Below are 25,303 nucleotides of genomic sequence, written 5' to 3' on the forward strand. Positions count from 1 at the left end.
AAGGCGTTACCTTAACCTGCTCCGAAGGTTTCGCCAACAAACCCCACCAAATCAGAGGGTCGGGTGAGTGTCAGACCTGCCACACTACCAGTTTTGCCACCTGCCGGAGCTATGGCTGATGTGAAACCAAGTTTCTGGGCTTCTTTCAACCTATTTTCAGTTTGAGAGGCTGGCCTAAGTGCCCCGGATAACGAGATTTCCCCGAAGACGACCGTGTCTGCGGGCAGGGCCGTGTCTTCGCGTGCGCTGAGCAATGCGGCTGCAACCGCAAGGTCGGCAGCGGGTTCGCTGACTTTCAGGCCACCGGCCACGTTGAGGTAAACGTCAAGCCCGGTGAAGGGCACACCGCACCGTGCCTCTAGCACGGCCAGGATCATGGCCAGTCGCCCGCTGTCCCAACCCACGACCGTGCGGCGGGGCTGAGAGTGTGGGGAAGGTGCGACAAGTGCTTGTAATTCAACCAAAACAGGGCGCGTACCTTCGATCCCAGCGAATACTGCCGAACCGGGGCTGGGAGCGCCACGTTCGGACAGGAACAGGGCCGAAGGGTTCGTGACCTGAGCCAGACCTTTGCCCGTCATTTCAAACACGCCGATCTCATCTGCAGGGCCGAAACGGTTCTTGACTGCGCGCAGGATACGGAACTGATGACCGCGTTCGCCCTCAAAATACAGCACTGTATCGACCATATGCTCGACGACCCGGGGGCCTGCGATTTGACCCTCTTTCGTGACATGGCCGACCATGATGATCGAAATCCCGTGTCGTTTCGCAAACGTGGTCAATTCATGCGCAGCGGCCCTTACTTGTGAAACCGAGCCGGGGGCGCTGTCGACATTGTCGGCCCACATGGTCTGAATCGAGTCGATAATGGCAAGGCCGGGCTTTTCCGTCTCAAGCGTGGTCAGGATGTTGCGCAAGTTGGTTTCCGCCGCCAGTTGCACTGGTGCGTCTTCTAGCCCAAGGCGACGCGCGCGCATCCGCACCTGCGCGCTGGCTTCTTCGCCGGACACATAAATGGTCTTGACGCCAGCACGCGAGAACCGGGCGGCAGCCTGCAGCAGCAAAGTGGACTTGCCGATTCCGGGGTCACCGCCCACCAGCAAGGCCGAGGCCGGAACAAGGCCGCCACCCAGAACACGGTCCAGTTCATCAACCCCGCACAGCGTGCGGGGCGGGGGAGTTTCCTCGGTCGACAGGTCCGTGAGTGCGATGGGCTGGCCACGTTTGCCGCCGAGGGATTTTTTTGCAGGGCCAGCCGAAAGGGGTACATCCTGCGCAATCGTGTTCCATTCGCCGCAACTGTCGCATCGCCCGGACCAACGGGAATGGGTAGCACCACAGGCCGAACAAGAAAAAGAAGTCGTCTTCACCATGCCGTCCTTGGTGCCCGAGGACGGTCGGTTCTTCAAGCCCTTATGGGCTTTCCTCTCCGACGGTGGCGGGCTGCGTCCTCAGACCCGACGGGTCATCGTCGACAGCAGGCGCTGACGCGCCTATTCCGCCGCGCGTGGTGGTGACATTGCAATTACGCTGGATGCCGAAGTTTCACGATCTTCGGCCGGCGTCTGTAACTGGGCTGACAGCTCTGGCAGAAGTTCGAACAACTCATCGCGCAGCCGAGCAAGCTGAGACTTGGCAATGGATTCTTCGATCTCGATATCGCGTGTCCACTGTCGCAGTTCCTGCTGAATGGTCTGGGCGTCGCCGATCCGCTGCTGGAATTGTTCGATCTCTTCCTGTCGCTGTTGCAGGAACATACGCGCGCGGGAAACTTTGGCATCGCCATAGGTTTCAGCCAGCTCGTGACTGATTTGGCTCATCTGCGCGGCCAGTTCCAGGATTTCCGGCTCAAGCGATTGCAGGTCTGGATGGTGGCGCAGAAACGCCATCCGTTCCTTGACCGCATCGAATTCCGAGGACAGTAGAAAGGTATCCCCACGATCAGCCGCATGCGCCAACTGGTACGCGTAAGAGATGTCCTGCATGTTCAGCGAGAACTTCCGATGGGCGTTTTCCAGCGCCATCATTCGCGCATTTGCCGGCAGATAGAACGCCAGCATGAGAATCAGTGCTGTCAGTGCTATCTGTATGAACATACCCGCATCAACATAGGTTCCCGTGCCGAAACCGGCTTGCATGGACAACCATGGCAGCACGCCGAAAGCAGAAAGTATTGTCGTTGAAACAGAGAACAGTGCCGCAGCACAAATCAGCAAAAAAGTAAGTCTTAAAAACGCATTCTGAAATTGCAAAGTCATATTATGGAGGGCGGTCATGATAGACGAACTCCTTCTCAAACCGGTACAAACCAGGCCAGAGCGGGATGCAATTAACACACGCAGATTGATCCGCTGCGGACCTGAAACTACTAATTGTTGCTGCTCGAAATATTAAGATGATACCCAGATGAAGGTTTTCAATCAATTAGGTCTGAGGTTTTCGTGAACTGGATGTCATTTCCGTAATGTATCCCAGCGCGATCGAGGCCAGAATGCAGGCTGTAAACAGGTACAATCCCCATGCGGTTTCGATCGTGGCATAGGAAATGCCCTTGGCCAGCGTGATGTACAGCGCGATCAGAAAGATGTCGGCCATCGCCAACTTGCCCATGATGTTGAGCGCGGGTTGAACGCGGGCATCCAGCAGGTCCCACTGCACCAGAGCCGTTCCAATTGTCTTGATGTAGGGCGCGAACAGGGCAAAGACGGTGACGATCAGCGCCAGGAAGATATCGGATTTCCACAGGGATTGCAGGCCGGTGATGACGCTGATCTCACTGAGGCCGAAGATTGGCAACAGCCCCGCGCGCATCAGCGGGGCGAACCACGCGATAGGGTAGAGGATCAGTAGCGAGAGGGTGGCGAGGCGGAGGGTCATTGGCAATCCCGAATAATCCGTATGAATACCTATGAGGCTGCATGAAGGGCTGCAAGTATTTGTTGTCGCAGACAAAGCTTTGGTTCAGGTGTATTTTGACTGGGGTGTTCTTGTGTGGGTTGAAGTGGTTGATCCAGTCATAAAAATACCGAATGGCCCTTCTGCGTTCAGCAAGGGTATTTCTAGTGCCGTAACAGGCGGTGCAAATTCTTTGGTTTCGAAAGGAAGCACCGCTGCAGACAGATTGCCGTTTGATCGCGAACAGCTTCTTGGAGTTCTGCATTTTCGGTTGCACGAAACGGACCGTGCCAGACGCAGAGCAAGTTGGTTCGGAGGGCGAATTTACAACAGGCTCTCCGGCGAAGATCCGGACTATTTCCCGGTTTCAGGAGCTCATTTGATGCAAGCATTGGGTGTTGTCCGAATTCAGGCGCCGGAATTTGTCGTCGCTGGCAGACAATATTTGTTGCGATATGACTATGCCAAACGTGCCTCTGACAAATTGGAGCGTGAACAGCAGGCAAATGTGAGTTAGCGCACCGCCTCAATCGGACCCTCAGCGCTGCCACTAATAAACTGCTCCACATAAGGATCGCCCGAGGCATCCATCTGGCTGACCGGGCCGGTCCACTGGATCACCCCTCCGTGCAGCATGGCGACGTTGTCGGCAATCGCGCGGACCGAACTCATGTCGTGGGTAATGGTCATCGCGGTGGCGCCCATCTCGGTCACGATTTCGCGGATTAGGTCGTTGATGACGCCGGACATGATCGGGTCCAGACCGGTTGTGGGCTCGTCAAAGAAAATGATCTCGGGCTCGGCGGCGATGGCACGGGCGAGGCCCACGCGTTTCTGCATCCCGCCCGACAGTTCAGACGGAAAGCGGTCTGCCACATCGGATTTCAGACCAACCCGCCGCAGTTTCTCGATCGCAATCTCGCGCGCATATTCCGGGGGGCGCTTTAACGGGCCACGCAGCAGGCGGAAGGCAACGTTTTGCCAGACGGGGAGCGAGTCAAACAACGCCGCCCCTTGAAACAACATCCCGAACCGCGCCAGAAACGCATCCCGGTCGCCCTTGGTGGCGTCTTTGCCGTCAACATAGATCATGCCACTGTCGGGTTTGATCAGGCCAAGAATACATTTCAGTGCAACGGACTTTCCGGTGCCCGACCCGCCGATGATGACCATCGAGGTGCCCTTGGGGATATCAAGGCTCATGCCGCGCAGAACCTGATTGGAGCCAAAGGCTTTGTGTACATTTTCCATCCTGATCATACCGAGAAGAACACCCCTGTCAGAATGAAGTTTGCGGCCAGAATCATGATTGCAGCAGATTCGACCGAGGACTTGGTCGCCCGACCGACGCCTTGCGCGCCGCGTCCCGAATTCATGCCGTAGTAGCAGCCCATGATCGCCGCGATCAGGCCAAAAGCCGCCCCTTTGACCAGCGACGAGACAATGTCGCGTGTTTCAAGGAAATTGACCGTGTTTTGCAGATAGGTCGCTGCGTTGAAGCCCAGATTCTCGGTCGCGACGACATACCCTCCGGCGATGCCGATGATATCCCCGATGCCTACCAGCAGGGGCACGGTAATTAGCGCGGCCAGAACGCGGGGCGCTGTTAGGTATTTCATCGGGTGGGTCGACAGCGTAACCAGCGCGTCGATCTGTTCGGTCACCTTCATGGTCGCAATCTCAGCCGCGATGGACGAGGTAACACGGGCGGCGATCATCAGGCCGACCAGAACCGGACCAAGCTCGCGCACCATGCCAATGGCAACGATCTGCGGTACCACGGCCTCGGCGTTGAAACGCGCACCGCCTGCATAGATTTGCAGCGCTAGCGCACCGCCGGTAAAGATGGCGGTCAATCCGACAACGGGCAAAGACAGCCATCCGATATTCATCAGCGCAACGGCAAATTCGCGTGGGTAATAAGGCGGCCTGAAGATGTGTGAGATGGCGTCAATGGAAAACAAGGCCACCTTGCCAAAGGTCGCAAGCAGGGTCAGCACTGCGCGACCAAGACCGCCCAGCAAGTCCAGCGCACTCATTCCACGTAGCCTCGGGAATATCGCGCGCCTAGCGATGTGAGGATTTCATATCCAATGGTGCCAGCGGCCTCGGCCAGATCATCGACAGTCTGGTGACCGTTCAGGATACGCATACGCTCGGGGTCATTGGGCAAATCGGTGACATCGACGGTAATCAGGTCCATCGAAATGCGTCCAACGACTGGGCAGGGCTGACCACCGGCGAACGCGTCGATCCCGCCGCCAATCGCCCTGTGCAACCCATCCGCGTATCCCGCCGCGACAGTTGCAATGCGCGACGGCCGCCGGGCCGTCCAACTGTTGCCATAGCCAACCGTTTCTCCGACCGCCAGTTGGCGGACCTGAATGACAGGCAAGTCTACGGTCACCACCGGTTTTGCGTCAGCGAACGGCATTCCACCGTACAAACCGATCCCTGGGCGGCAAAAGTCGAAATGGAATTCGGGGCCAAGCAGCGTTCCCCCAGTGGCCGCCAGTGAACGCGGCGCGGAAATTCCATCGGTCATCTCGCGGAAGGTTCGCAACTGCTGTTGGTTCATGGGGTGGTCAGGTTCGTCCGAGCACGCCAAATGCGACATCACAACAAGCGGTTTCAGCGGTTCGATCCTGGGGCGCAGTTCCGCCCAGTCCGCAGGCTCTAGGCCCAGACGGTTCATGCCGCTGTCCAGTTGAACCCCGAACGCCTGATCGGGCAGGGCCTCGACATGGCGTAGGAACTGCTCGGGTGAATTGATTAAAGGTGTCAGGTCATGGTCGCGCAACAGATCTGTGTCGCCTTCCATATGGCCCGAGAACACGCCGATCATTGGCATAGGCCCGACGGCCTGACGGACGGCGGCCCCTTCTTCCGCGGCCGCCACAAAGAACTTGCGCACGCCTTCTTCGGCCAGCGTTGCCGAAACGGGCTCGGCCCCAAGGCCATAAGCGTCGGCCTTGACCACGGCGCCGGTCTCGACATTGGTTTTCGCGTCGAGCGCCTGCCAGTTGCTGGCCAGCGCATGAAGGTTGATCGTCAAACGTGCGGTACTCATGGCTCTGTTCATGACATTGGATCGCGGCAGGTCAAGGGGGTACGGGCCGATTATTGCCTCGATTGACGGGAACTTGGGCGGCATGCGGCCTGTATTTCGAAACGGGCGCGCCAAATTGCCGGTCGAGTTTTCGTTTTTACGGGTGCCCTATTGTGTTTAACTTGTGATCAACAGCGGTCAGCCAGGGGAATCGTTCACTTGGGCTGTGACGGCGGGAAAAGGGCGAACATGATTGAACTTACGTCGGGATACGCCGGTTTTGAGGCGCAGATACCATCGTTTTATGGGGACGTTTTCACAGCCTCCGAAGGAGTGGCCGAAGGTCAGGCTTTGACGTCGTTGGTGCAGGATTTGATGGGAACATCCGAAGACGACGATCTGCGCTGCTATCTGGCAAGCGAAGGTGAAGAGCTTTTGGGGTGCATCCTCTTTTCGCGCTTGTTTTACGATGAAGACCCGCGCAACGTCGTTTTGATGTCGCCGGTCGCCGTTAAAACCGATCGCCAGAAAGCAGGGATTGGGCAAAGGCTGATCCGTTTCGCGCTGGACGACCTGAAGGGGCAAGGCGTTGATTTCGCGATAACTTACGGTGATCCTGCCTACTACGGAAAGACAGGGTTCAAACCGATGGCGCAGGATTTCGCCCGTCCACCGCAGACGCTAAGTCAGCCGCACGGATGGATTGGCCAGTCGTTGGCTGAGGGCGACGCGGCCCCTTTCTCTGGTCCGTCGCGCTGCGTTCCCGCGTTTGACAAGCCTGAATTGTGGTAGGTCAGTAGCCTTCGATCTGGCCGTCCTGCTGCCAGGGTTTGACCAGATTGCCGAAGCGGGTGAATTGCGCCTCGAACGACAGTTCGACCGTGCCAATGGGACCATGTCGCTGCTTGCCGACAATGACTTCGGCCTTGCCGTGCAGGCGTTCCATCGCCTGTTTCCACTCTTCCATCTTTTCCAGCTCATGATCGCCGGGCTTTTCGCGTTCCTTATAATATTCCTCGCGGAACACGAACATCACCACGTCGGCATCCTGTTCGATCGAGCCTGATTCCCGCAGGTCTGACAGTTGCGGGCGCTTGTCGTCTCGGCTTTCGACCTGACGGGAAAGCTGCGACAGAGCGATGACCGGGATGTTCAGTTCCTTGGCGATGGCCTTCATGCCCATCGAAATCTCGGCAATTTCGTTCACCCGATTGTCGGACATACCCCGGCAGAGTTGCAAATAGTCGATCACCAGCAGGTCCAGCCCATGTGTCCGCTTCAACCGCCGCGCGCGGGCGGCAAGTTGTGAGATCGGCAGGGCCGGGGTGTCGTCGATGAACAACGGGCAGGCTTCCAACTCCTTCGCGGCATCCACGAAACGGCGGAATTCGGATTCCGTCATGTCACCCTGACGGATTTTGTGGCTTGAGATTTCGGACGCTTCGGCCAGAACCCGGCCCGCCAACTGCTCGGCGCTCATTTCCAGTGAAAAGAACCCGACCACGCCGCCGTCAACCGCTCCTTCGGACCCATCCGATTTGGTGCCGCGCTTGTATGCTTTGGCCACGTTGAACGCCACGTTGGTCGCAAGCGAGGTTTTCCCCATCGACGGACGCCCGGCCAGAATGATCAGGTCCGAGGGGTGCAGGCCCCCAAGCTGTTTGTCCAAGTCGGCCAGACCGGTGGATATCCCCGCCATGCCACCGCCGCGCTGGTACGCTTCGTTGGTGACGTTGACGGCTTCTGTGACCGCCTTGAGGAAGGATTGAAATCCCTGTTCGGTCTGGCCCTGCTCGGATAACTGATAAAGCTGTTGCTCGGCCTCGACGATTTGTTCTTTTGGTTCGCTTGATACATCGACCCGCGCCGCCTTGTCCGAAATGTCCCGACCCAGTCGGATCAACTCGCGCCGAATTGCCAGGTCATAGATCATCTGGGCATAATCATGCACGGCAAACGCACTGATCGAAGCGCCCGCCAGTTTGACCAGATAGGCGGGGCCGCCCAATTCCTTCAGGCCCTCATCCTCGGCCATGAAGGATTTCAGCGTGACGGGTGAGGCCAGCGCATTCTTGGCGATGCGGTTGGCGGCGACTTCATAGATGCGGGCGTGGACCGGGTCATAGAAATGCTCGGCCCCGATGATCGAGGCTACCCGGTCATACAGATCATTATTCGTCAGGATCGCGCCCAGAAGCTGCTGCTCGGCCTCGATGGAGTGCGGCATAGTTTCGGCATTCTGAATCTGCGCCGCTGCCTGCTCGATGCTGCTAATCTCGTTCATTTTGTCCCCGCTGCCCGTGCGACAGTTCTAATCAATCCGGCGCCCGTTGGGCCATCTGTAAATCTCTGAAGATAAGTTGCGTATAACTCAGCTTCAGCTTGGGATAAGTTTGGACAACTTTGCCAAAGAACGCTGCGCCGCGCAACATTTAGTGCGCCATCCAGCCGGCGACACTAGATGCAAGCGTCTGGGGGCGATTCTACGCCGAGTTACCCCCAGCTTATGCACAGGTGGATTATCAGCTTTTGTGGGTTTCCTGCCATCCACGCGGATCATTCAGGAAGGCTTCGACCCCATCAAGTGTCTCTGCATCAAAGGCTTTCTGCGCCTTTGCTTCGGCCAGAACATCCCACCAGGTGCACAGGTGATGCAGCTTCACGCCGTGGTCGCCCAGGGTTTTTTCGGTCTCGGGGAAGATCCCATAGTAGAAGATCACCGCCGTATGGCCGCAGATGGCACCCGTATCGCGGATCGCGTCGACGAATGACAGCTTGGAACCGCCATCGGTGGTCAGGTCTTCGACCAGCAAGACCCGCTCACCCTCGGACATTGCGCCCTCAATCCTGGCATTGCGGCCATAGCCTTTGGGTTTTTTGCGTACATAGGTCATCGGCAGGGCCATGCGTTCGGCCACCATGGCGGCAAACGGGATGCCAGCGGTTTCTCCACCCGCGATGTTGTCGAACGCTTCGAACCCCGCGTCGCGCATCACGGTGACGGTCAGGAAATCCATCAGAGTCGAGCGGATGCGCGGATATGAAATCAGCTTGCGGCAGTCGATATAGGTTGGGCTAGGCAGGCCCGAAGCGAGCGTGAACGGCTCACGCGAATTGAAGTGGACGGCTTTGATCTCCAGCAGCATCCGCGCGGTCAGGCGGGCGATTTCGGTGCTGTCGGGGTACGAGCTGGGGATCATGGTGCAAACCTCTGGGCTGAAAACACGTTGCGGGCTGATAGCGCGCCCCGCCACCCAGAGTCGAGAGGGCGGGCAAAAGAAAAGCGGACCCCGCAGATGCGAGGCCCGCCATGGCCCAAAAGGGCCCGAGCGCCAAGGTGGGCTTAGCTGCTCATGTCATAGGCCCGCTCACCGTGTACCGACAGGTCGAGGCCGTTTGTCTCGGTCTCGGCGTCTACGCGAAGCGGGGTGATCAGTGCAACCACCTTGATCAACACAAATGTGACAACTGCCGTAAAGGCACCCACGATAACCAACCCGCCCAACTGTGCGGTCCAAGCGCCAAGGCCGAACACCGCGATCATGATCGTGCCGAAAATGCCTCCGACACCATGCACGGCAAAGACATCCAGCGTGTCGTCGATTTTCAGCACGTTGCGGATGACATTGACGGCCTCTTGGCACAACACACCTGCGACAGCACCGATGATCAGCGCCTGCACCGGATCGACATAGCCCGAAGCCGGGGTGATTGACGCCAGACCCGCAATCGTGCCGGTCACCAGACCAACCATCGAGGCTTTGCCGTACTTGATCCGCTCGTACAGCGCCCATGTCAGCGAGGCGGTTGCGGCCGAGATATGTGTCACGGTCATCGCCATCGCGGCACCGCCGTCAGCGGCCAGTTGCGACCCGCCGTTGAAGCCGAACCAGCCGACCCACAGCATCGCGGCACCAATCATCACGAATCCGGGGTTGTGCGGCGGCGTCGTGCGGTTAAGGCGGGGACCAAGCACCACGGCAATGATCAACGCGGCCAGACCTGCGGTTTCATGCACCACAATTCCGCCTGCAAAGTCGCGCACGCCGACCTCACCCAGAATACCGCCATCGGTCAGCATGCCTCCGCCCCAGATCCAATGCACCACCGGCGCATAGCACAGCAGCATCCACAGGCCCGAGAAGGTCAGCACGAAGCCAAAACCAACGCGTTCCACATAGGCACCCACGATCAGCGCGGGCGTGATGATGGCAAATGTCATCTGGAACGCGAAGAAAAGAACCTCGGGCAGATTGCCTGAAAGGCTGTCTGCATCGACGCCGTTCAGAAAGGCTTTGCCCAGACCGCCCCACAGGCCCGACCCGCCGTCGCCGAACGCAATCGAGTAGCCCGCGACCAGCCACAGAATGCTCATCAGGCATGCGATCGAGAAACAGTGCATGAAAACGCTCAGCACGTTACGGGCACGCACAAGGCCGCCATAGAACAGGGCCAGGCCCGGAAGTGTCATGAAAAGGACCAGTGCGGTTGCAACTATGATCCAGGCGGTATCGGCTCCATTCATTGGCCGCTCTCCTCATCAGCATGTGTGGCGGGGCTTGAAGCGGAGGGAGAGCGTGGAAAAAAGAGGCAATGATCGAAAAACCCGCCTATTTTGGGGGCTTTTTGTGAAGTGATGGTTAAATGCGCATCAATTCTGGCAAAATGCCTTATTTTTGGGCGAGTGTGAAAAGCCCAGTTGAAAGCAAGTTCAACGCGTGATCGCGCGCGGCAACGCGAACCTTGTCACGGCCGAGCGCGCCGAATTCGATGGTTTCAACATGCGTTGGCATCCCGCTGGCAGCTAGTCCGAAGCACACGCGCCCTTCGGGTTTGAACTCGGACCCGCCGGGGCCTGCGATACCGGTAATGGACACGGCCAATTGCGCCTCTGAATGCTCTAACGCTCCTTCGGCCATCTCGCGGGCGACCTGTTCCGAGACTGCGCCATGGGCGTCCAGCGTCCCGGCGTTAACACCCAGCATCTGTTGCTTGGCGGTGTTGGTGTACGTGACGAAACCGCGGTCAACCACCGCCGAGCTTCCAGGAATGTCGGTCAGCGCTGCGGCCACCATGCCCCCTGTGCAACTTTCGGCGGTGGCGATCATCACCCCTTGCACCTTGGCGCGGTCAAGCAGGTCAGTCAGGTTCATAGCCCAAGAACTCCATGTGCAAGCCCTGCCAGCAGTATCACACCAATGGCGGCGAATACCCCGGCGATCACATCGTCCAGCATAACGCCCATCGCATCCCCCTTGCGGTCGGCCCAACCAACCGGACCGGGCTTGGTGATGTCGAACAGCCGGAATAGCAGGAAACCGGCAATCCAACCGGGCCAGAGTGCGGTGATGTCGATCCCATGCGCCCATGAGGGGTAGGAAACCGCCCAAAGCGCGATGAACTGGCCCGCGACCTCATCTATAACGATCTCGGACGGATCGTGATCCTCTTGCCCTGCAGTCATCACGCGGGTCGCCCAAAGGCCACCCAGGAACGCTGCCAGCGTGGCGATCACCAGCAGGGGAAAGCCGCCCAGCGTATGCAGCAGCCACGCAAGGGGCAGGGCGACCAGCGATCCCCATGTGCCCGGCGCAGGGCGCAGATAACCCACACCGCAGACCGTTCCGATCAGGCGCGCGGCGGTCATGACTTCACCAGACAGGCGGTGGCAAGCGAGGCGATCCCCTCGCTTCGGCCGGTAAAGCCCAGACGTTCAGATGTGGTCGCTTTGACCGAGACCTGATCGGCCCGTAGGCCCATGATCCGGGCCATTTCCGCGCGCATCGCGCTCGCATGGGGGCCGATCTTGGGGTATTCGCAGACCAGCGTGCAATCCACATTCGAAATTGCGTAACCCATCGTTTCGGCCAGTTCGACCGCGTGACGCAGGAAAATCTCGCTGGCCGCGCCCTTCCATTGCGGGTCCGAGGGCGGGAAGTGCTGGCCAATATCACCCTGTGCCAGCGCGCCATAGATCGCATCAGTCACGGCGTGCATTCCCACATCTGCGTCTGAGTGGCCCTGTAGGCCGCGATCATGTGGAACTTTCACGCCGCACAGGATCACATGATCCCCGTCGCCAAACCGATGCACGTCGTACCCGTTGCCCAGTCTTACATTCATATTCGTTCCCATTATGCGTTCAGCCCGGGCAAAATCCTCGGGCCGTGTAATCTTCAAGTTGTCCGCATCACCTGGAACAATCGCCACGTCCAGACCCGCCGCGCGTGCGGCTTCGACATCGTCTGCTGCGCCTCCGGGATGGGCCGCGTGGGCTGAGACAATCGCACCATAGTGAAAGCCTTGTGGCGTTTGCGCAGCGAACAGGCCGGTTCGGTCCTGTGTTCCCGTAACGAAATGTCCATCTCCGGTCCATAAGGCATCCGTGACGGCAAGCCCCGGAGCGGCAGCAGGGGAATCGTTCAGGGCCGACAGAACACACTGAATAAGATCGGTGGTCACGCAAGGGCGCGCCACATCGTGAATCAGAACATGTTCGATTTCCAAATCGGCCAGCGCGTCCAGTCCGTTGCGCACAGACGCTGCCCTGTCCGACCCACCTGCGGCGAGGATCAGGTTCGTTCTTTCAAACTCGCTCCAGGCGGATTGATCGCCCTCGGACAGGACAAGAACGATGTGGTCGACCTGACCCTGAAAGCGGTCAATCGTCCAGTCCGCGACGCGACGCCCCGCAAGTGGTCGCCACTGTTTTGGAATATCCCCTCCAACGCGCGTTCCGCGTCCTGCGGCGACGATGATTGCGGCGGTGGTCATGGGGCGGTCACTCCGGTGATTTGAGCGCAATGTTTAGGGTGCGGTGAATGCAGAGGCAATCACCCGCGTAACCGTGCCTAAAAAATAGGCACGTGATGATTTTCCGGGCTTTTACCCCCCCCGTTTTGTTGTTCATATACGCTCAATTCGATATCAAAGCCGCAACTGCCCAAGGATTAAGCACGTTGACCCTGCAACTCGCTGACAAACACCTAGACCCGCCAGTCATGCTGGCTCCGATGGCCGGAATCACCGACCGACCGTTTCGTGATCTGGTGATGCGCTTTGGCGCCGGGATGGTCGTCAGTGAGATGGTCGCCAGTCAGGAGATGGTTCAAGCTAAGCCCGGCGTGCGCGAACGGGCCGAGCTTTCGGCCGACGTCGAAAACACCGCCGTTCAACTAGCAGGGCGCGAGGCATATTGGATGGCCGAAGCTGCACGGCAGGTTGCAGATCGGGGTGCACGGGTGATTGACATTAACATGGGGTGCCCGGCCAAGAAGGTGACGAACGGCTATTCCGGATCGGCGTTGTTGAAGACACCGGATCACGCGCTGACGCTGATCGAGGCAGTCGTGAATGCCGTTGACGTGCCGGTCACGCTGAAGACGCGCCTTGGCTGGGACGATAACCTGTTGAATGCCCCGGACGTTGCGCGGCGTGCGCAGGACACGGGTATCCGTATGGTCACGATCCATGGCCGCACGCGGTGTCAGTTCTATAAGGGGCGCGCGGATTGGGCCGCAATTCTGGCCGTGAAAGAGGCTGTATCGATCCCTGTCATTGCCAATGGCGATATCGTGGACGCAAGCGCGGCGCGGACTGCACTGGAAAAGTCGGGCGCAGATGGGGTCATGATCGGGCGGGGTGCCCAGGGTAAGCCGTGGTTGCTGGCGCAGATTTGCCACGACTTGTATGGCGCCCAAGCTCCGGTCGTTCCGACAGGGGATGATCTGGTTGAAATGGTGCAGGGGCACTATCAGTCAATGCTCGAATTCTACGGTGCAGACCTGGGGCTGCGGGTCGCACGAAAACACCTTGGCTGGTACATGGATGAGGCAGATACCCCCCCGAGTTTGCGTCGCGCTGTGCTGACGTCCCGCGACACGGCTGAGGTTCTGCGTCTGCTGGGCGATGCGCTTATAGGCGATGCGGAGGCTGCGGCATGACTTCGGATCAGAGCATTTGGGCCTCATTGCCGGTTCCAGCCTTCATTATTGACGCCGAGGACCGGATCACCGATGTAAATTCGGCGGGTGAAGGGTTTTTGAATGCGTCCCGCAAGTCCGTAATCGGCAACCCAGTCTGGGACCAGATCGCTGTCGATGCCCCGCTGGAAGAGGCGTTTCTGCGCGCCCGTCAGCAAAGCACACCATTGTTCGTGAACGACGTCGACGTGGGGTCCGGCAGCCGCGCACCGCTGCAATGCGCGTTGCAGATTGCACCTTTAGTTGGGCATACGGGGTCGATGATCATGATCATCTCGCCGCGCGAATTGGCAGGGCGGATGACACGCGGCAATACGGTCAAATCTGCGGCGCAGTCCGCCATCGGCATGGCCGAAATGCTGGCGCACGAGATCAAGAATCCGTTGGCCGGAATAACTGGGGCAGCGCAGTTATTGAGCATGAATATCTCGCAGCAAGACCTTGAATTAACGGATCTTATCGTCGCTGAAAGCCGCCGGATCGTAAAGCTGTTGGAGCAGGTGGAGCAGTTCGGCAACCTCTCGCAGCCCGATTTCAAGCCGGTCAATATTCACGATGTTCTGGACCGTGCAAGGCGCTCTGCGCTGCTGGGGTTTGGTGCCCATATGACGATCATCGAAGATTACGACCCCTCGTTGCCGTTGGCCTATGGAGACCCGGATCAGTTTCTGCAAGTTGTACTGAACTTGTTGAAGAACGCGTCGGAAGCAGCTGATCCTAAAGGGGGAACAATCCGGCTTCGCACGTACTTCGAACATTCCTTCCGACTGCGGCGCAGCGATGGATCGGGGCATTCGCTGCCCCTGCAGATCGAAATCATGGATGACGGGCCGGGTTTGCCGGACAAGATTCGCAGCGATATTTTTGACCCGTTCGTGTCGGGCAAGGAAAACGGCACCGGCCTTGGGCTGGCGCTGGTGAGCAAGATCATCTCGGACCATGACGGCTGGATTTCCGCCGACTCGGTGCCGGGTCGCACGGTGTTCCGCATCTCGCTGAGGCGGGCGCCAAAAGACGCAACGTAGAACACAGCCGGCAAGAGCTGAAGATAAGGAGAGCACCCGATGGATGGAACAGTATTGGTCGCAGATGACGATCGCACAATCCGCACGGTCCTGACACAGGCCCTGACGCGGGCAGGGTGCAAGGTACATGCGACATCCTCGCTGACCACGCTGATGCGCTGGGTCGGTGAAGGTAAGGGTGACGTCGTGATCTCGGACGTTGTCATGCCGGACGGGAACGGGTTGGAGATGTTGCCCAAGATCGCCCAAGATCGGCCCGGTCTGCCGGTGATCGTCATTTCCGCGCAAAACACGATCATGACGGCGATTCAGGCGGCAGAGGCGGACGCATATGACTATTTGCCCAAACCGTTCGACCTTCCAGACCTGATGAAGCGCACCGCGCGGGCGTTGGAGCAGAAACAGCGGGTTCAAACCGAGGTCACGGAACCGTCGGATGATCGCCCTGAAGAACTGCCGCTGGTCGGTAGGACACCGGTCATGCAGGCGCTTTATCGTCTGGTTGCGCGGGTGATGAATACCGATCTTTCAGTGATGATTTCGGGTGAAAGCGGAACAGGTAAGTCTCTGATAGCACGTGCTATTCATGATTTCTCTGATCGCCGGACGTTGCCGTTTGTCACAGCCACGGCTGCGGACTTGCGTGATCTGGAAGGTCCGGCCCGCGTGATGGCCCGTGTGCGTGGCGGCACGCTGCTGATTGATGAGATCGCGGATATCGAAGATGAATTGCAGGCCCGGATTGTGCGGATGATGGACACACCGGGCGATCATGTCCCCCGATTCATGGCCACCAGCCAGTCGGACCTGACTGAAGCGATGGAAAGCGGTCGTGTTCGGCAGGACCTGTATTACCGGCTGTGTGGCGCAACAATCCATGTTCCGGCCCTGCGCGAACGGGTGGATGACATCACGCTTTTGGCCGATCATTTTCTGGCGCGAGAGGAGCGCGAGCATGGCGCAAAACGCTGGCTCAGCCCCGAGGCAGTGGAACTGGTACGCCGGTATTCGTGGCCCGGCAACGTGCGGCAGCTTGAAAATGCGATCCGCCGTCTAAGCCTGACCAGCCGCGCCGACGAGATTTCGAAGGCCGAGGTCGAGATGGTCTTGGGCAGTCAACCCGAAGCCGAACCGGTTCTGGGGGATGGTGAGCGCGAAAAACTGTCCGCCTCTGTCGCGCGTCATTTGCGTCGTTACTTTGATCTGCACGGCAATTTATTGCCACCTCCGGGCCTGTATCAACGCATCCTGCGCGAGGTTGAGGCCCCTTTGATCGAGCTGGCATTGGACGCAACCGGCGGAAATCAGGCGAAATGTGCCGATCTGCTGGGCATAAACCGGAATACGCTCCGGAAAAAGATTACTGATCTCGATATTCAGGTGACACGGCGACGCAAACTGATGTAATATAGCCACACAAAGCGTGGCATCCGGGCCTATGTCCGGCAACGACCACGAAATATGGCGGTAAGCCGCGCAAGCGGCACATCAGGATGAGGGCAGACGGTGGCAACCCGGGCACAGAGCGGGCTGATCCTATCGATCAATCGGTGGAGAAAGTCACGAAAGCTGCGCAATTTTAGCACCTTGGGTCTGGTTTTGCTGGGCCCCGTCCTTGCGTTGGCCACTTACCTTGTCATTGGTCCATTCGATCTGGGAACGACGGCGCCGACGCTGCGCCTGATCTTGCTGGCTGACCTGGTATATGTTCTGGTCGTTGCGGCACTGGTCCTAAGCCAACTTGGAAGCCTGATCGCCGCGCGAAGGGCTAAATCCGCGGGTTCTCGTCTTCATTTGCGTCTGATCGGCGCTTTCACGCTGTTGGCGCTGGTGCCAACAGTCACCGTCGCGATTTTCGCAGGGCTGACGGTGAATATCGGGCTTGAAGGTTGGTTCTCGGACCGCGTCCGCGAAGTTGTAGGCTCGTCCTTGACCGCTGCTGAGGCTTATGAACAGGAGCACCGCGAAGGACTTACCCAAGACGCCACCGTTCTGGCGCGGTTCTTGGATACGGCTCGAGCGCGGGATTACTACATTTCGGACGCCGAATTGCGCACCGTTCTGGCGCAGGGTCAGTCGCAGATTCAGCGAGGCTTGCGCGAGGCTTACGTCATCGACGGCAGTGGCGAGATCAAATCCCGGGGCGATCGTTCGTACCTGTTCAACTACGAAGCCCCTACGCCTGAGCAGATGATCGAAGCGACGGACACCGGATTGCTGATAATTGCCGATTGGCAAAACAGCGAGTTTCGGGCCTTGGTACCCCTTCAGGCCTATTTGGATCGCTATCTTTACGTCAGTCGTGAGGTAGACGGGCAACTGCTTACCTTGTTGGATGACACCAAAGAAACAGTCCAGTTCTATCAACAGCTTGAAAACGAACGGGGCAGGGTACTGTTCGAGTTTGGCCTGCTTTATCTGGGCTTTGCGGTGATCCTGATTTTGGCGGCTGTGTCTTTGGGCATGTGGTTTGCCGAGCGACTGTCACGCCCTGTCGGACGATTGACCACGGCGGCGCAGCGGGTTGGGGCGGGTGACTTGAGTGTGCAGGTGATCGAAGAGGCCAGCGACGACGAAATCGCCATGCTGGGCCGTTATTTCAACCAGATGACTCGGCAACTGAAAGGCCAACGCGACACTCTGCTTGAAAATACGCGCCAGATTGAGCGGCGTCGGCGGCTGTTCGACTCGGTCCTCAGCTCTGTAACGTCCGGCGTTGTGGGTGTGGATTCCGATGGTTGCGTGACATTCGTGAACCGGTCGGCGGAACGCCTTTTGGACTGGTCCAGTAAGGAAGAACATCTGGCCATCGGTATTGCCGTGCCGGAGTTCCTTCCTTTGTTTGAAAGCCTCAAGGACAGCGGTCAGGAAGCCGTTCAGGGCGAGGTCAAAGTGACCCGAAAGGGCAGGTTGGAGAACCTTCTGGTGCGCATGGCAATCCGGCGGGGCGAGGATGGTGGTCTGGAAGGTTACGTTGTGGCCTTTGATGACGTAACCGATCTGGTCAGCGCGCAGCGCATGGCGGCCTGGGGTGATGTGGCCCGCCGCATTGCGCATGAGATCAAGAACCCGCTGACCCCAATTCAACTGAGTGCCGAGCGGATCAAACGAAAATTCTCTCGCAAGCTGGATGAGGAAGATTGCAACAGCCTCGAATCCATGACGGACGTGATTGTGCGGCAGACCAATGATCTAAGGCGGATCGTGGACGAGTTTTCGAAGTTTGCGCGTATGCCCGAACCTGACCGACACGAGGAAAACGTCGTCGATCTGGTACGCGAGGCGGTGTTGCTGCAACAATCCGGTCAGCCCGACGTTCAGATTGATGCAACGCTTCCGAACCACCCAGTCGTGGCGGATCTGGACGCGACGATGCTGAATCAGGCTTTGACCAATCTTATCAAGAATGCCGGAGAAGCGATTGAAACCTTGAAGAAAAAAGGTGCTCCGAAAAATCTCAAACCACAGATAAAAGTGGATGTAACCTGTGATGATGCAGGGACAATCATCACCATTGCAGACAACGGAATAGGGTTGCCCGAAGATCGGGCGCGGCTGTTTGAGCCATACGTAACCACACGTGACGAGGGAACCGGTCTGGGACTGCCTATCGTCAAGAAGATTATCGAAGAACATGGCGGTGCGCTGACGTTGGAAGATGCACCGGTATTTGACGGACAGGACCATTTTGGCGCGATGGCCGTTATCCGTTTGCCGGGGGGCAAATTTACCCAGACGGCTGCGCCACAAAAGCAGGCAAATCATATAAACAAACTGAAAGCAGGCCAAAGATGAGTGACATTCTGATCGTAGATGACGAACGCGATATTCGCGAGCTGGTGTCCGACATTCTGGAGGACGAAGGCTATTCAACCCGGCTGGCTGGCAACTCGGACGAGTGCATGGCGGCAATCAATTCGGAACCGCCGGGGCTTTTGATTTTGGACATTTGGCTAAAGGACAGCCGCATGGACGGAATCGACATCCTCAAGGCTGTGAAACGTGACAATCCCGATGTGCCAGTGGTGATCATCTCGGGGCACGGGAATATTGAAATTGCCGTGGCTGCAATCAAACAGGGGGCTTACGACTTTATCGAAAAGCCTTTTAACATTGATCAGTTGATGGTGGTGATCCGGCGCGCAATGGAAACCTCGCGCCTGCGCCGCGAGAATGCATCGCTCAAGCGCAAAGAAGTCACGAATTCGGACATGATCGGCAAGTCCGCCGCCTTCCGTTCGATGCAAAGTCAGTTGGACAAAGTTACCAAATCGAATGGCCGTGTAATGTTGAGCGGCCCTGCCGGGTCCGGCAAGGAAATCGCGGCGCGTTATATTCACGCCCATTCTAATCGGGCGAATGCACCTTTCGTGACTGTAAACTGCGCAGGTATCGAGCCTGAGCGGGTCGAAGAGGTTCTGTTCGGACGAGAGTCGTCGGAGCGCGGTGTTGAATCCGGGCTTCTGGAAGAAGCGCATGGGGGCGTGGTCTACTTTGACGAGGTTGCGGATATGCCGCTTGGCACGCAATCCAAGATATTGCGCGTATTGGTCGATCAGCAGTTTCAGCGCGTCGGCGGATCTGACAAGGTGCGGGTGGATTTGCGGGTGATCTCTTCGACGAACAAGGATCTTGACGCAGAGATCGCGGCAGAACGGTTCCGGGAAGAGTTGTATCACCGTTTGAACGTCGTGCCGATTGATGTGCCTTCGCTTGAAGACCGGCGCGAGGACATCCCGGTTCTGGCGCAGCATTTCATCGAAATGTGCAATGAATCCCAAGGTCTACCCATGCGTGAGATATCTGAGGAAGCCGTCGCTCTGCTGCAGACGATGACCTGGCCGGGCAATGTACGCCAGTTGAAGAACCTGATCGAACGGGTGTTGATCCTGGGTGACGGCACGGGCCCAATCGAGGCCAAGGAGCTGCCCGCCGAGGATGAGAAAGCGGACGATTCCGGCCGTGTCGTACTGTCAGGTGCATTGGCCACGTTGCCCTTGCGTGAGGCGCGCGAGGCGTTCGAACGTGAATATCTGCTGACGCAGATCAACCGTTTCGGTGGCAATATCAGCCGCACCGCCAGCTTCGTCGGGATGGAGCGCAGTGCGCTGCACCGCAAGCTGAAATCGCTGGGCGTTGTGACGTCGAACAAGTCGGGTGCACGTGTCGCGCAATTGGATGAACCGGAGCCGGCAGAATAAGCTGCCGGTGACTTTAGCCCGGTACCCCGGGGGTTATGATCTGAAACGCGCCGTCGTTAAATTTTACGAAACACGACTCGGTGCTCAGCGGCGGGAGTTGTGTTGTTCGCTGCGCAGGAACCCGTGATTTCACATTTTGCCTGCACGACGGCAAGCTGACGGGTCGATATCCCTTTTTGGCCATGCACTGCGCTTCGACATTGTTGCGCAGGCCTTGGTTCACATCCACGGTGTAGACTTGCCCCGGCTGCCACCATCCAGCCGATCGGTAGCATCTTCCGTTACCGTGACAATAGGTTCGACCGGGCCAATATGTTGGCGGGGATTGCCGCACTTGAGTGGCGACTGGCACGTTGTTGACCGCCTGCACCCGACACTCGGTCGTGTCCGTTTGCATGCGCGATACGCTTTCACCCTCACGGTAATACATGGAAAGTGGGCCGCATGAGGTGAGCGTCAGAACAGGAATAAGCAATCGAAGCACTGTTTTCATAGGGTTATCTTGCCTTGATTGCACGGGTATGACAATTCAATTGACCGCTATAAGGGCATCTGTCATTCAAAGATTTCAGGCAAGAGGGCCAAAAACATGAAGGTCATCATATGCGGTGCTGGTCAGGTTGGCTGGCAGATTGCACGGCACCTGTCGGGCGAATTGAATGATGTAACGGTTGTGGACAATAACCCGGACCTCGTGCGGCGGGCGACGGAAACACTGGACGTTCAGGGCATCGCCGGGTTCGCCAGCTACCCCGACGTGTTGGAACGCGCAGGTGCGCGCGACGCCGAGATGATCATTGCCGCCACCCATTCGGACGAGGTGAATATGGTCACCTGCCAAATGGCGCATTCGGTATTCTCGATTCAGCGGAAAATCGCGCGACTGCGGTCAAAATCTTATCTTGAGGCGATCCACTCGGATCTTTATCGCCGGGATCACCTTCCCATCGACGTGGTGATCAGCCCAGAGCGAGAGGTCGCAGCCGCCGCCATGCGCCGCCTTTCGGCGCCTTCAGCCTTTGATACCGAAATGTTCATGGACGGCCAGGCGCAGCTTTTGGGGATTCGCATCGACGAGGATTGCCCAATTGTGAACACCCCTTTGCGGCAATTGACCGATCTATTCTCCACGCTCAGCTCTGTTGTCGTCGGGGTGCGGCGCGAAGGCACCCTTTTTGCCCCCGAATCCGAGGACCAACTTTTCGTCGACGACGAATGCTATGTCTTTGCCAATGTCAAAGACGTGGACCGCACGATGGAAGTGTTCGGAAAGGCGCAAAAGAAACAGGATCGCGTCGTCATCGTCGGCGGCGGGAATGTCGGGCTCGAAGTTGCCCGCACGCTGGAAGAACGCGAAAGCCGCGTACGTGCCAAAATCATCGAACGGGACCGCAATTGCGCCGAACTCGCGGCCGAGGCGCTGGAGCGTACGATTGTTCTGAATGGCGACGGGCTTGATGCCGCTTTGCTGCGCGAGGCCGGGATTGAACGTGCAGACGCGATGCTGGCCGTCACTGACGACGACCGTGCCAACATGCTGGCTGCCGTGCGCGCCAAGGCCGAAGGCTGTGCACTGGCGATTGCGCTGATCAATGACCCCAGCATGGTCGCTTTGATGGGACCTTTGGGAATTGATGCCTATATCAACCCACGCGCGACCACGGTCAGCTCGATCCTGCGTCACATTCGCCATGGACGTGTTCGGCAGGTTTATTCCATCGGCGATGCCGAGGCCGAAGTGATCGAGGCTGAGGTTCTGTCCACCTCACCTATGGCGGGGCAGCGGTTGCGCGATATCGACTTTCCCGAAGGTGTCCTTGTTGGCGCGGTTCGCAAAGGGGAAGAATTGTTTCGGCCAACCGGCAGCTTGCGGATCGAGGAAAAAGACGTGGTCGCCATCTTTGCCATGGCCAAGGACGTGCCCGAGGTCGAACGGTTGCTACAGGTCTCGATTGATTTCTTCTGATGGAGCGGGCGCAGGCACACAGGATCGGGCTGGTGCGGCGATTGCCGTTGTTCCTGCTCATCTGGGGCATCGCTGCTTTGTCGATGTGGGTCCCCGCGATCTATGCGCTCGCGCTGGATGACCACGACACGTCCCGGTCTTTCTTCTATTCGGGGTTGTTGGGGTTGTTTGTCGTTGCAACCGTTGCGCTTGCATCATCCAACCGGGTTCCACGGCGCGGCACATTGGGGCAGTTGGCTGTGTTGCTGGCCTGTTTTACAATCCTGCCGATCTTTCTGGCGATCCCGCTGCATGATGCTTTGGGGAACACCACGTTCCTGAATGCGTATTTCGACATGGTCAGCGCATTGACGACGACCGGAGCGGACATTTTTCCCGACCCTGACCGATTGACCGCGCCGCTACATCTATGGCGGGCGCAAGTGGGATGGATGGGTGGCTTGCTGATGTGGATTTCTGCCGCAGCTATTCTGGCACCCTTGTCACTGGGTGGGTTCGAAGTAACGGCCCGAGGGCAGCCGGGACGCCCGGTCTCGGGCGTGGCGCAGAGTGAAAAGGTCGATCCGCGTGGTCGTTTGATACGTGTCGCGCGTACTCTGACGCCCGTCTACGCAGGTCTGACGGCAGTGATCTGGTTGCTTCTGCTGATCGCGGGTGAGCAGGGTTTGACCGCGATCTGCCATGCCATGTCTACCATGGCAACGTCCGGCATTTCGCCTGTGGGGGGGCTTGAGGGCGCGCAGGCGGGAATTACCGGCGAGGCGATTTTGTTTCTGTTTCTCTTCTTCGCGCTTTCCCGTCTGACGTTTTCGACCGATACAGCCATGACAGGGTATTCTCGGCTGGACAAAGACCCGGAGTTCCGGATCGGGCTGATGATTGTCCTTTCGGTCGCGATACTGCTGTTCATTCGTGTGTGGGCGGGTGTGAATGAAATTGGCAACACGATGGAACCGCTGCAGGCGTTGAACGTTATCTGGGGCATGACATTCACGGCCTTGTCCTTTCTCACGACTGCAGGATTCGAAAGTGCCAACTGGAACGACGCGCAGCAATTGTCCGGATTGGGAACACCCGGCCTGATCCTGATGGGGTTGGCCTTGATTGGCGGGGGCGTTGCGACAACGGCAGGTGGCGTCAAACTGTTGCGCGTGTTTGCCCTGTACCTCAACGGTGCGCGCGAAATTGATCGACTGATCTATCCGTCCTCGGTAAGTGGGGTGGGTGGCGGCAACAGACGCATCCAAAGCGATGGTGCCTTCATCGCTTGGATCTTTTTGATGATGTTTGCGCTGACCGCTGCGGCCTTCAACTTGCTGCTGGCCGCGACCGGGGCTGGGTTTGAACAGGCGATGGTTCTGACGGTTGCCGCGCTTAGTACGACCGGGCCGTTGATCGAACTGGCCACGGATGTTCCGCTGCGGCTGGTGGACTTGTCGGAAGGCGCCAAGCTGACAATGTGCGCCGCAATGGTCATTGGTCGGCTTGAAACACTGGCGATTGTAGCGCTGATAACGCCAACACTTTGGCGGGGCTAAGAATCCACACCCGCAGAATGTCTTATTTTTCATCTGGAAACTCGGTTAACGACACTCCATACTCTGCCGGAGGGAGCGCGTTGGTCCGCAGCGCGTAGCAAGAACAATGGCGAGATTATAAAAATATGGCTTCGGACAGACAGAATCTGCAGGACGCGTTCCTGAATAATGTACGGAAAGCAAAGGTCCCGGTCACAATTTTCCTGATCAACGGTGTGAAATTGCAGGGTGTGATTACCTGGTTCGATAACTTCTGCGTGTTGTTGCGCCGCGACGGACAGTCGCAGTTGGTCTACAAGCACGCGATTTCGACCATCATGCCGTCGCAGCCGATCAGCCTGTATGAGGGCGAAGACGCCTCTTGATGGAACACGATAGGACGCGCACCCGCGCTTGGGTGCTGCATCCGGAAATCAAGTCAGATGAACAGCGCCGTGTTCCTGAACCGGCGCTGGAAGAGGCGGTGGCACTGGCTGCCGCTTTGCCCGACCTTGACGTGGTCGGCTCGGAAATCGTGCGCCTGCAACGCGCCCAGCCCGGGTTGCTGTTCGGCAGCGGCAAGATTGAAGAACTGGCAGAACGGCTGCACGATAACAAAATCGAACTGGTTCTGATTGACGGGCCGGTTACCCCTGTTCAGCAGCGCAACCTTGAAAAAGCCTGGAAGGTCAAAATCCTTGATCGGACGGGGCTGATCCTTGAGATTTTCAGCGATCGTGCGCGGACCCGCGAGGGTGTTCTGCAAGTCGAAATGGCTGCGCTTAGCTATCAGCGGACGCGCCTTGTTCGGGCGTGGACCCACCTTGAACGGCAGCGGGGCGGGCTGGGATTTGTCGGCGGTCCGGGTGAAACACAGATCGAAGCCGACCGACGCGCCATTGACGAACAGCTTGTTCGTTTGCGTCGCCAATTGCAGAAGGTGGTCAAGACCCGCACCCTGCACCGTGCGGCGCGCGCTAAGGTGCCATATCCCATCGTTGCGCTAGTGGGCTACACGAACGCAGGCAAGTCGACGCTGTTCAACCGGCTAACTGGGGCAGAGGTGATGGCCAAGGACATGTTGTTCGCCACGTTGGACCCGACTATGCGCCGGGTTGAACTGCCTGATGGCCCCGAGGTGATCCTGTCGGATACAGTTGGGTTTATCTCGAACCTGCCGACCGAGCTGGTCGCGGCCTTCCGCGCCACGCTGGAAGAGGTTCTGGGCGCCGATATCATTGTTCATGTGCGCGATATCAGCCATGACGAAACCGACGAACAGGCGCGGGATGTCGAAACGATCCTGAGCTCGCTTGGGGTTGATGATGAACGTCCGCGGCTTGAGGTTTGGAACAAGATCGACCTATTGAGCGACGAGGATCGCGAAGCCGCCGTAGCGCGTTCGGATCGCGATCCTGCGATCTTTGCGATTTCCGCAGTGACGGGTGAGGGGATAGAGCCGCTACTGGCCGATATCGCGGTCAAACTGCAGGGCGTACGGCACGAAAGCACGTTGACCCTTGGATTTGCCGAAGGCGACAAGCGCGCGTGGCTATTCCGTCAGGACGTCGTCCGATCCGAAAAGCAGACAGAGGACGGGTTCCAGATCACGGTTCTCTGGACCGACAAGCAGGCCGCTCAGTTTTCGGCGCTTTGAGTTGACGG

23 protein-coding genes are annotated in these 25,303 nt (G+C 58.2%); 11 read left to right on the plus strand and 12 right to left on the minus strand.

Features of this window, described 5'->3' with window-relative positions; all coding sequences use genetic code 11:
* Nucleotides 1–11: 11 nt before the first annotated feature.
* From radA to ACT2B1_RS09055, 3 genes are all read right to left on the minus strand, one after another.
* Nucleotides 12–1,376 (minus strand): DNA repair protein RadA, encoded by a 1,365-nt coding sequence (radA, locus tag ACT2B1_RS09045; protein ID WP_171240783.1) that lies wholly within the window; start codon nt 1,374–1,376, stop codon nt 12–14.
* A gap of 120 nt (nt 1,377–1,496) precedes the next feature.
* Nucleotides 1,497–2,141 (minus strand): DNA repair protein, encoded by a 645-nt coding sequence (locus tag ACT2B1_RS09050; RefSeq protein ID WP_254449233.1) that lies wholly within the window; start codon nt 2,139–2,141, stop codon nt 1,497–1,499.
* A gap of 286 nt (nt 2,142–2,427) precedes the next feature.
* A complete protein-coding gene (locus ACT2B1_RS09055) occupies nt 2,428–2,880 on the minus strand; it encodes a paraquat-inducible protein A (RefSeq protein WP_171124769.1) in 453 nt (150 codons plus the stop codon).
* 31 nt (nt 2,881–2,911) lie between these two features.
* Here ACT2B1_RS09055 and ACT2B1_RS09060 point away from each other — a divergent pair, with 31 nt between their 5' ends.
* A complete protein-coding gene (locus ACT2B1_RS09060) occupies nt 2,912–3,415 on the plus strand; it encodes a hypothetical protein (protein ID WP_481668972.1) in 504 nt (167 codons plus the stop codon).
* On the opposite strand, the gene ACT2B1_RS09065 is transcribed toward ACT2B1_RS09060, so the two are convergent.
* Genes ACT2B1_RS09065 through alr form a run of 3 tightly spaced genes read right to left on the minus strand, consistent with a single transcriptional unit; the run spans nt 3,412 to nt 5,968 of the window.
* On the minus strand, nt 3,412–4,158 hold the full coding sequence (locus ACT2B1_RS09065) for an ABC transporter ATP-binding protein (protein WP_171124778.1): 747 nt from the start codon (nt 4,156–4,158) through the stop codon (nt 3,412–3,414). The two genes, ACT2B1_RS09060 and ACT2B1_RS09065, sit on opposite strands and share 4 nt — an antisense overlap.
* Nucleotides 4,155–4,937, minus strand: a complete 783-nt coding sequence (locus ACT2B1_RS09070) for an MlaE family ABC transporter permease (RefSeq protein WP_171240687.1) — start codon at nt 4,935–4,937, stop codon at nt 4,155–4,157. The genes ACT2B1_RS09065 and ACT2B1_RS09070 overlap by 4 nt, the downstream gene beginning before the upstream one ends.
* A complete protein-coding gene (gene alr, locus ACT2B1_RS09075) occupies nt 4,934–5,968 on the minus strand; it encodes an alanine racemase (RefSeq protein WP_171121611.1) in 1,035 nt (344 codons plus the stop codon). Before alr ends, ACT2B1_RS09070 begins: the two co-directional genes overlap by 4 nt.
* Before the next feature lie 228 nt (nt 5,969–6,196).
* Here alr and ACT2B1_RS09080 point away from each other — a divergent pair, with 228 nt between their 5' ends.
* Entirely contained in the window at nt 6,197–6,739 is a 543-nt protein-coding gene (locus ACT2B1_RS09080; protein ID WP_171240688.1) for a GNAT family N-acetyltransferase, read from the plus strand.
* A gap of 1 nt (nt 6,740) precedes the next feature.
* Here the strand turns inward: ACT2B1_RS09080 and ACT2B1_RS09085 are convergent, their stop codons facing one another.
* The 6 genes from ACT2B1_RS09085 to ACT2B1_RS09110 form a co-directional block, all read right to left on the minus strand.
* The gene (locus tag ACT2B1_RS09085; RefSeq protein ID WP_170383012.1) at nt 6,741–8,231 is read right to left on the minus strand and encodes a replicative DNA helicase; all 1,491 of its coding nucleotides are present in this window, start codon (nt 8,229–8,231) and stop codon (nt 6,741–6,743) included.
* 238 nt (nt 8,232–8,469) lie between these two features.
* Complete coding sequence (locus ACT2B1_RS09090; protein ID WP_171211359.1) at nt 8,470–9,147, minus strand: orotate phosphoribosyltransferase; 678 nt, start codon at nt 9,145–9,147, stop codon at nt 8,470–8,472.
* Nucleotides 9,148–9,290: 143 nt separating this feature from the next.
* A complete protein-coding gene (locus ACT2B1_RS09095) occupies nt 9,291–10,472 on the minus strand; it encodes an ammonium transporter (RefSeq protein WP_171240690.1) in 1,182 nt (393 codons plus the stop codon).
* A 145-nt stretch (nt 10,473–10,617) separates the two neighbouring features.
* Nucleotides 10,618–11,100: a CinA family protein gene (locus tag ACT2B1_RS09100; protein ID WP_171240691.1), complete on the minus strand. Its 483-nt coding sequence runs from the start codon at nt 11,098–11,100 to the stop codon at nt 10,618–10,620.
* Nucleotides 11,097–11,594 (minus strand): phosphatidylglycerophosphatase A family protein, encoded by a 498-nt coding sequence (locus tag ACT2B1_RS09105; protein WP_171124788.1) that lies wholly within the window; start codon nt 11,592–11,594, stop codon nt 11,097–11,099. Before ACT2B1_RS09105 ends, ACT2B1_RS09100 begins: the two co-directional genes overlap by 4 nt.
* Nucleotides 11,591–12,721, minus strand: a complete 1,131-nt coding sequence (locus tag ACT2B1_RS09110; protein WP_481668973.1) for a bifunctional 2-C-methyl-D-erythritol 4-phosphate cytidylyltransferase/2-C-methyl-D-erythritol 2,4-cyclodiphosphate synthase — start codon at nt 12,719–12,721, stop codon at nt 11,591–11,593. The genes ACT2B1_RS09105 and ACT2B1_RS09110 overlap by 4 nt, the downstream gene beginning before the upstream one ends.
* Nucleotides 12,722–12,906: 185 nt before the next feature.
* Here ACT2B1_RS09110 and dusB point away from each other — a divergent pair, with 185 nt between their 5' ends.
* From dusB to hflX, 9 genes are all read left to right on the plus strand, one after another.
* Nucleotides 12,907–13,890: a tRNA dihydrouridine synthase DusB gene (gene dusB / locus ACT2B1_RS09115; RefSeq protein ID WP_481668974.1), complete on the plus strand. Its 984-nt coding sequence runs from the start codon at nt 12,907–12,909 to the stop codon at nt 13,888–13,890.
* Entirely contained in the window at nt 13,887–14,954 is a 1,068-nt protein-coding gene (locus tag ACT2B1_RS09120) for a two-component system sensor histidine kinase NtrB (protein WP_171121604.1), read from the plus strand. Before dusB ends, ACT2B1_RS09120 begins: the two co-directional genes overlap by 4 nt.
* 39 nt (nt 14,955–14,993) lie before the next feature.
* Nucleotides 14,994–16,361, plus strand: a complete 1,368-nt coding sequence (locus tag ACT2B1_RS09125; RefSeq protein WP_171121603.1) for a response regulator — start codon at nt 14,994–14,996, stop codon at nt 16,359–16,361.
* A 99-nt stretch (nt 16,362–16,460) separates the two neighbouring features.
* On the plus strand, nt 16,461–18,749 hold the full coding sequence (locus ACT2B1_RS09130; protein WP_171240694.1) for a sensor histidine kinase NtrY-like: 2,289 nt from the start codon (nt 16,461–16,463) through the stop codon (nt 18,747–18,749).
* Nucleotides 18,746–20,155 carry a nitrogen assimilation response regulator NtrX gene (gene ntrX / locus ACT2B1_RS09135; protein WP_171124797.1) on the plus strand — a complete coding sequence of 470 codons (1,410 nt, stop codon included), beginning with the start codon at nt 18,746–18,748 and terminating at the stop codon, nt 20,153–20,155. Before ACT2B1_RS09130 ends, ntrX begins: the two co-directional genes overlap by 4 nt.
* Nucleotides 20,156–20,744: 589 nt before the next feature.
* Nucleotides 20,745–22,121: a Trk system potassium transporter TrkA gene (gene trkA, locus ACT2B1_RS09140; RefSeq protein ID WP_171211366.1), complete on the plus strand. Its 1,377-nt coding sequence runs from the start codon at nt 20,745–20,747 to the stop codon at nt 22,119–22,121.
* Entirely contained in the window at nt 22,121–23,659 is a 1,539-nt protein-coding gene (locus ACT2B1_RS09145; protein ID WP_171121599.1) for a TrkH family potassium uptake protein, read from the plus strand. Before trkA ends, ACT2B1_RS09145 begins: the two co-directional genes overlap by 1 nt.
* 125 nt (nt 23,660–23,784) lie before the next feature.
* Nucleotides 23,785–24,024, plus strand: coding sequence for an RNA chaperone Hfq (gene hfq / locus ACT2B1_RS09150; RefSeq protein ID WP_010440340.1), 240 nt, complete (start codon nt 23,785–23,787; stop codon nt 24,022–24,024).
* Nucleotides 24,024–25,295, plus strand: a complete 1,272-nt coding sequence (gene hflX / locus ACT2B1_RS09155; protein WP_481668975.1) for a GTPase HflX — start codon at nt 24,024–24,026, stop codon at nt 25,293–25,295. Before hfq ends, hflX begins: the two co-directional genes overlap by 1 nt.
* Nucleotides 25,296–25,303: the final 8 nt, after the last annotated feature.

The sequence above is a fragment of the Ruegeria sp. S263 genome, assembly GCF_056780525.1.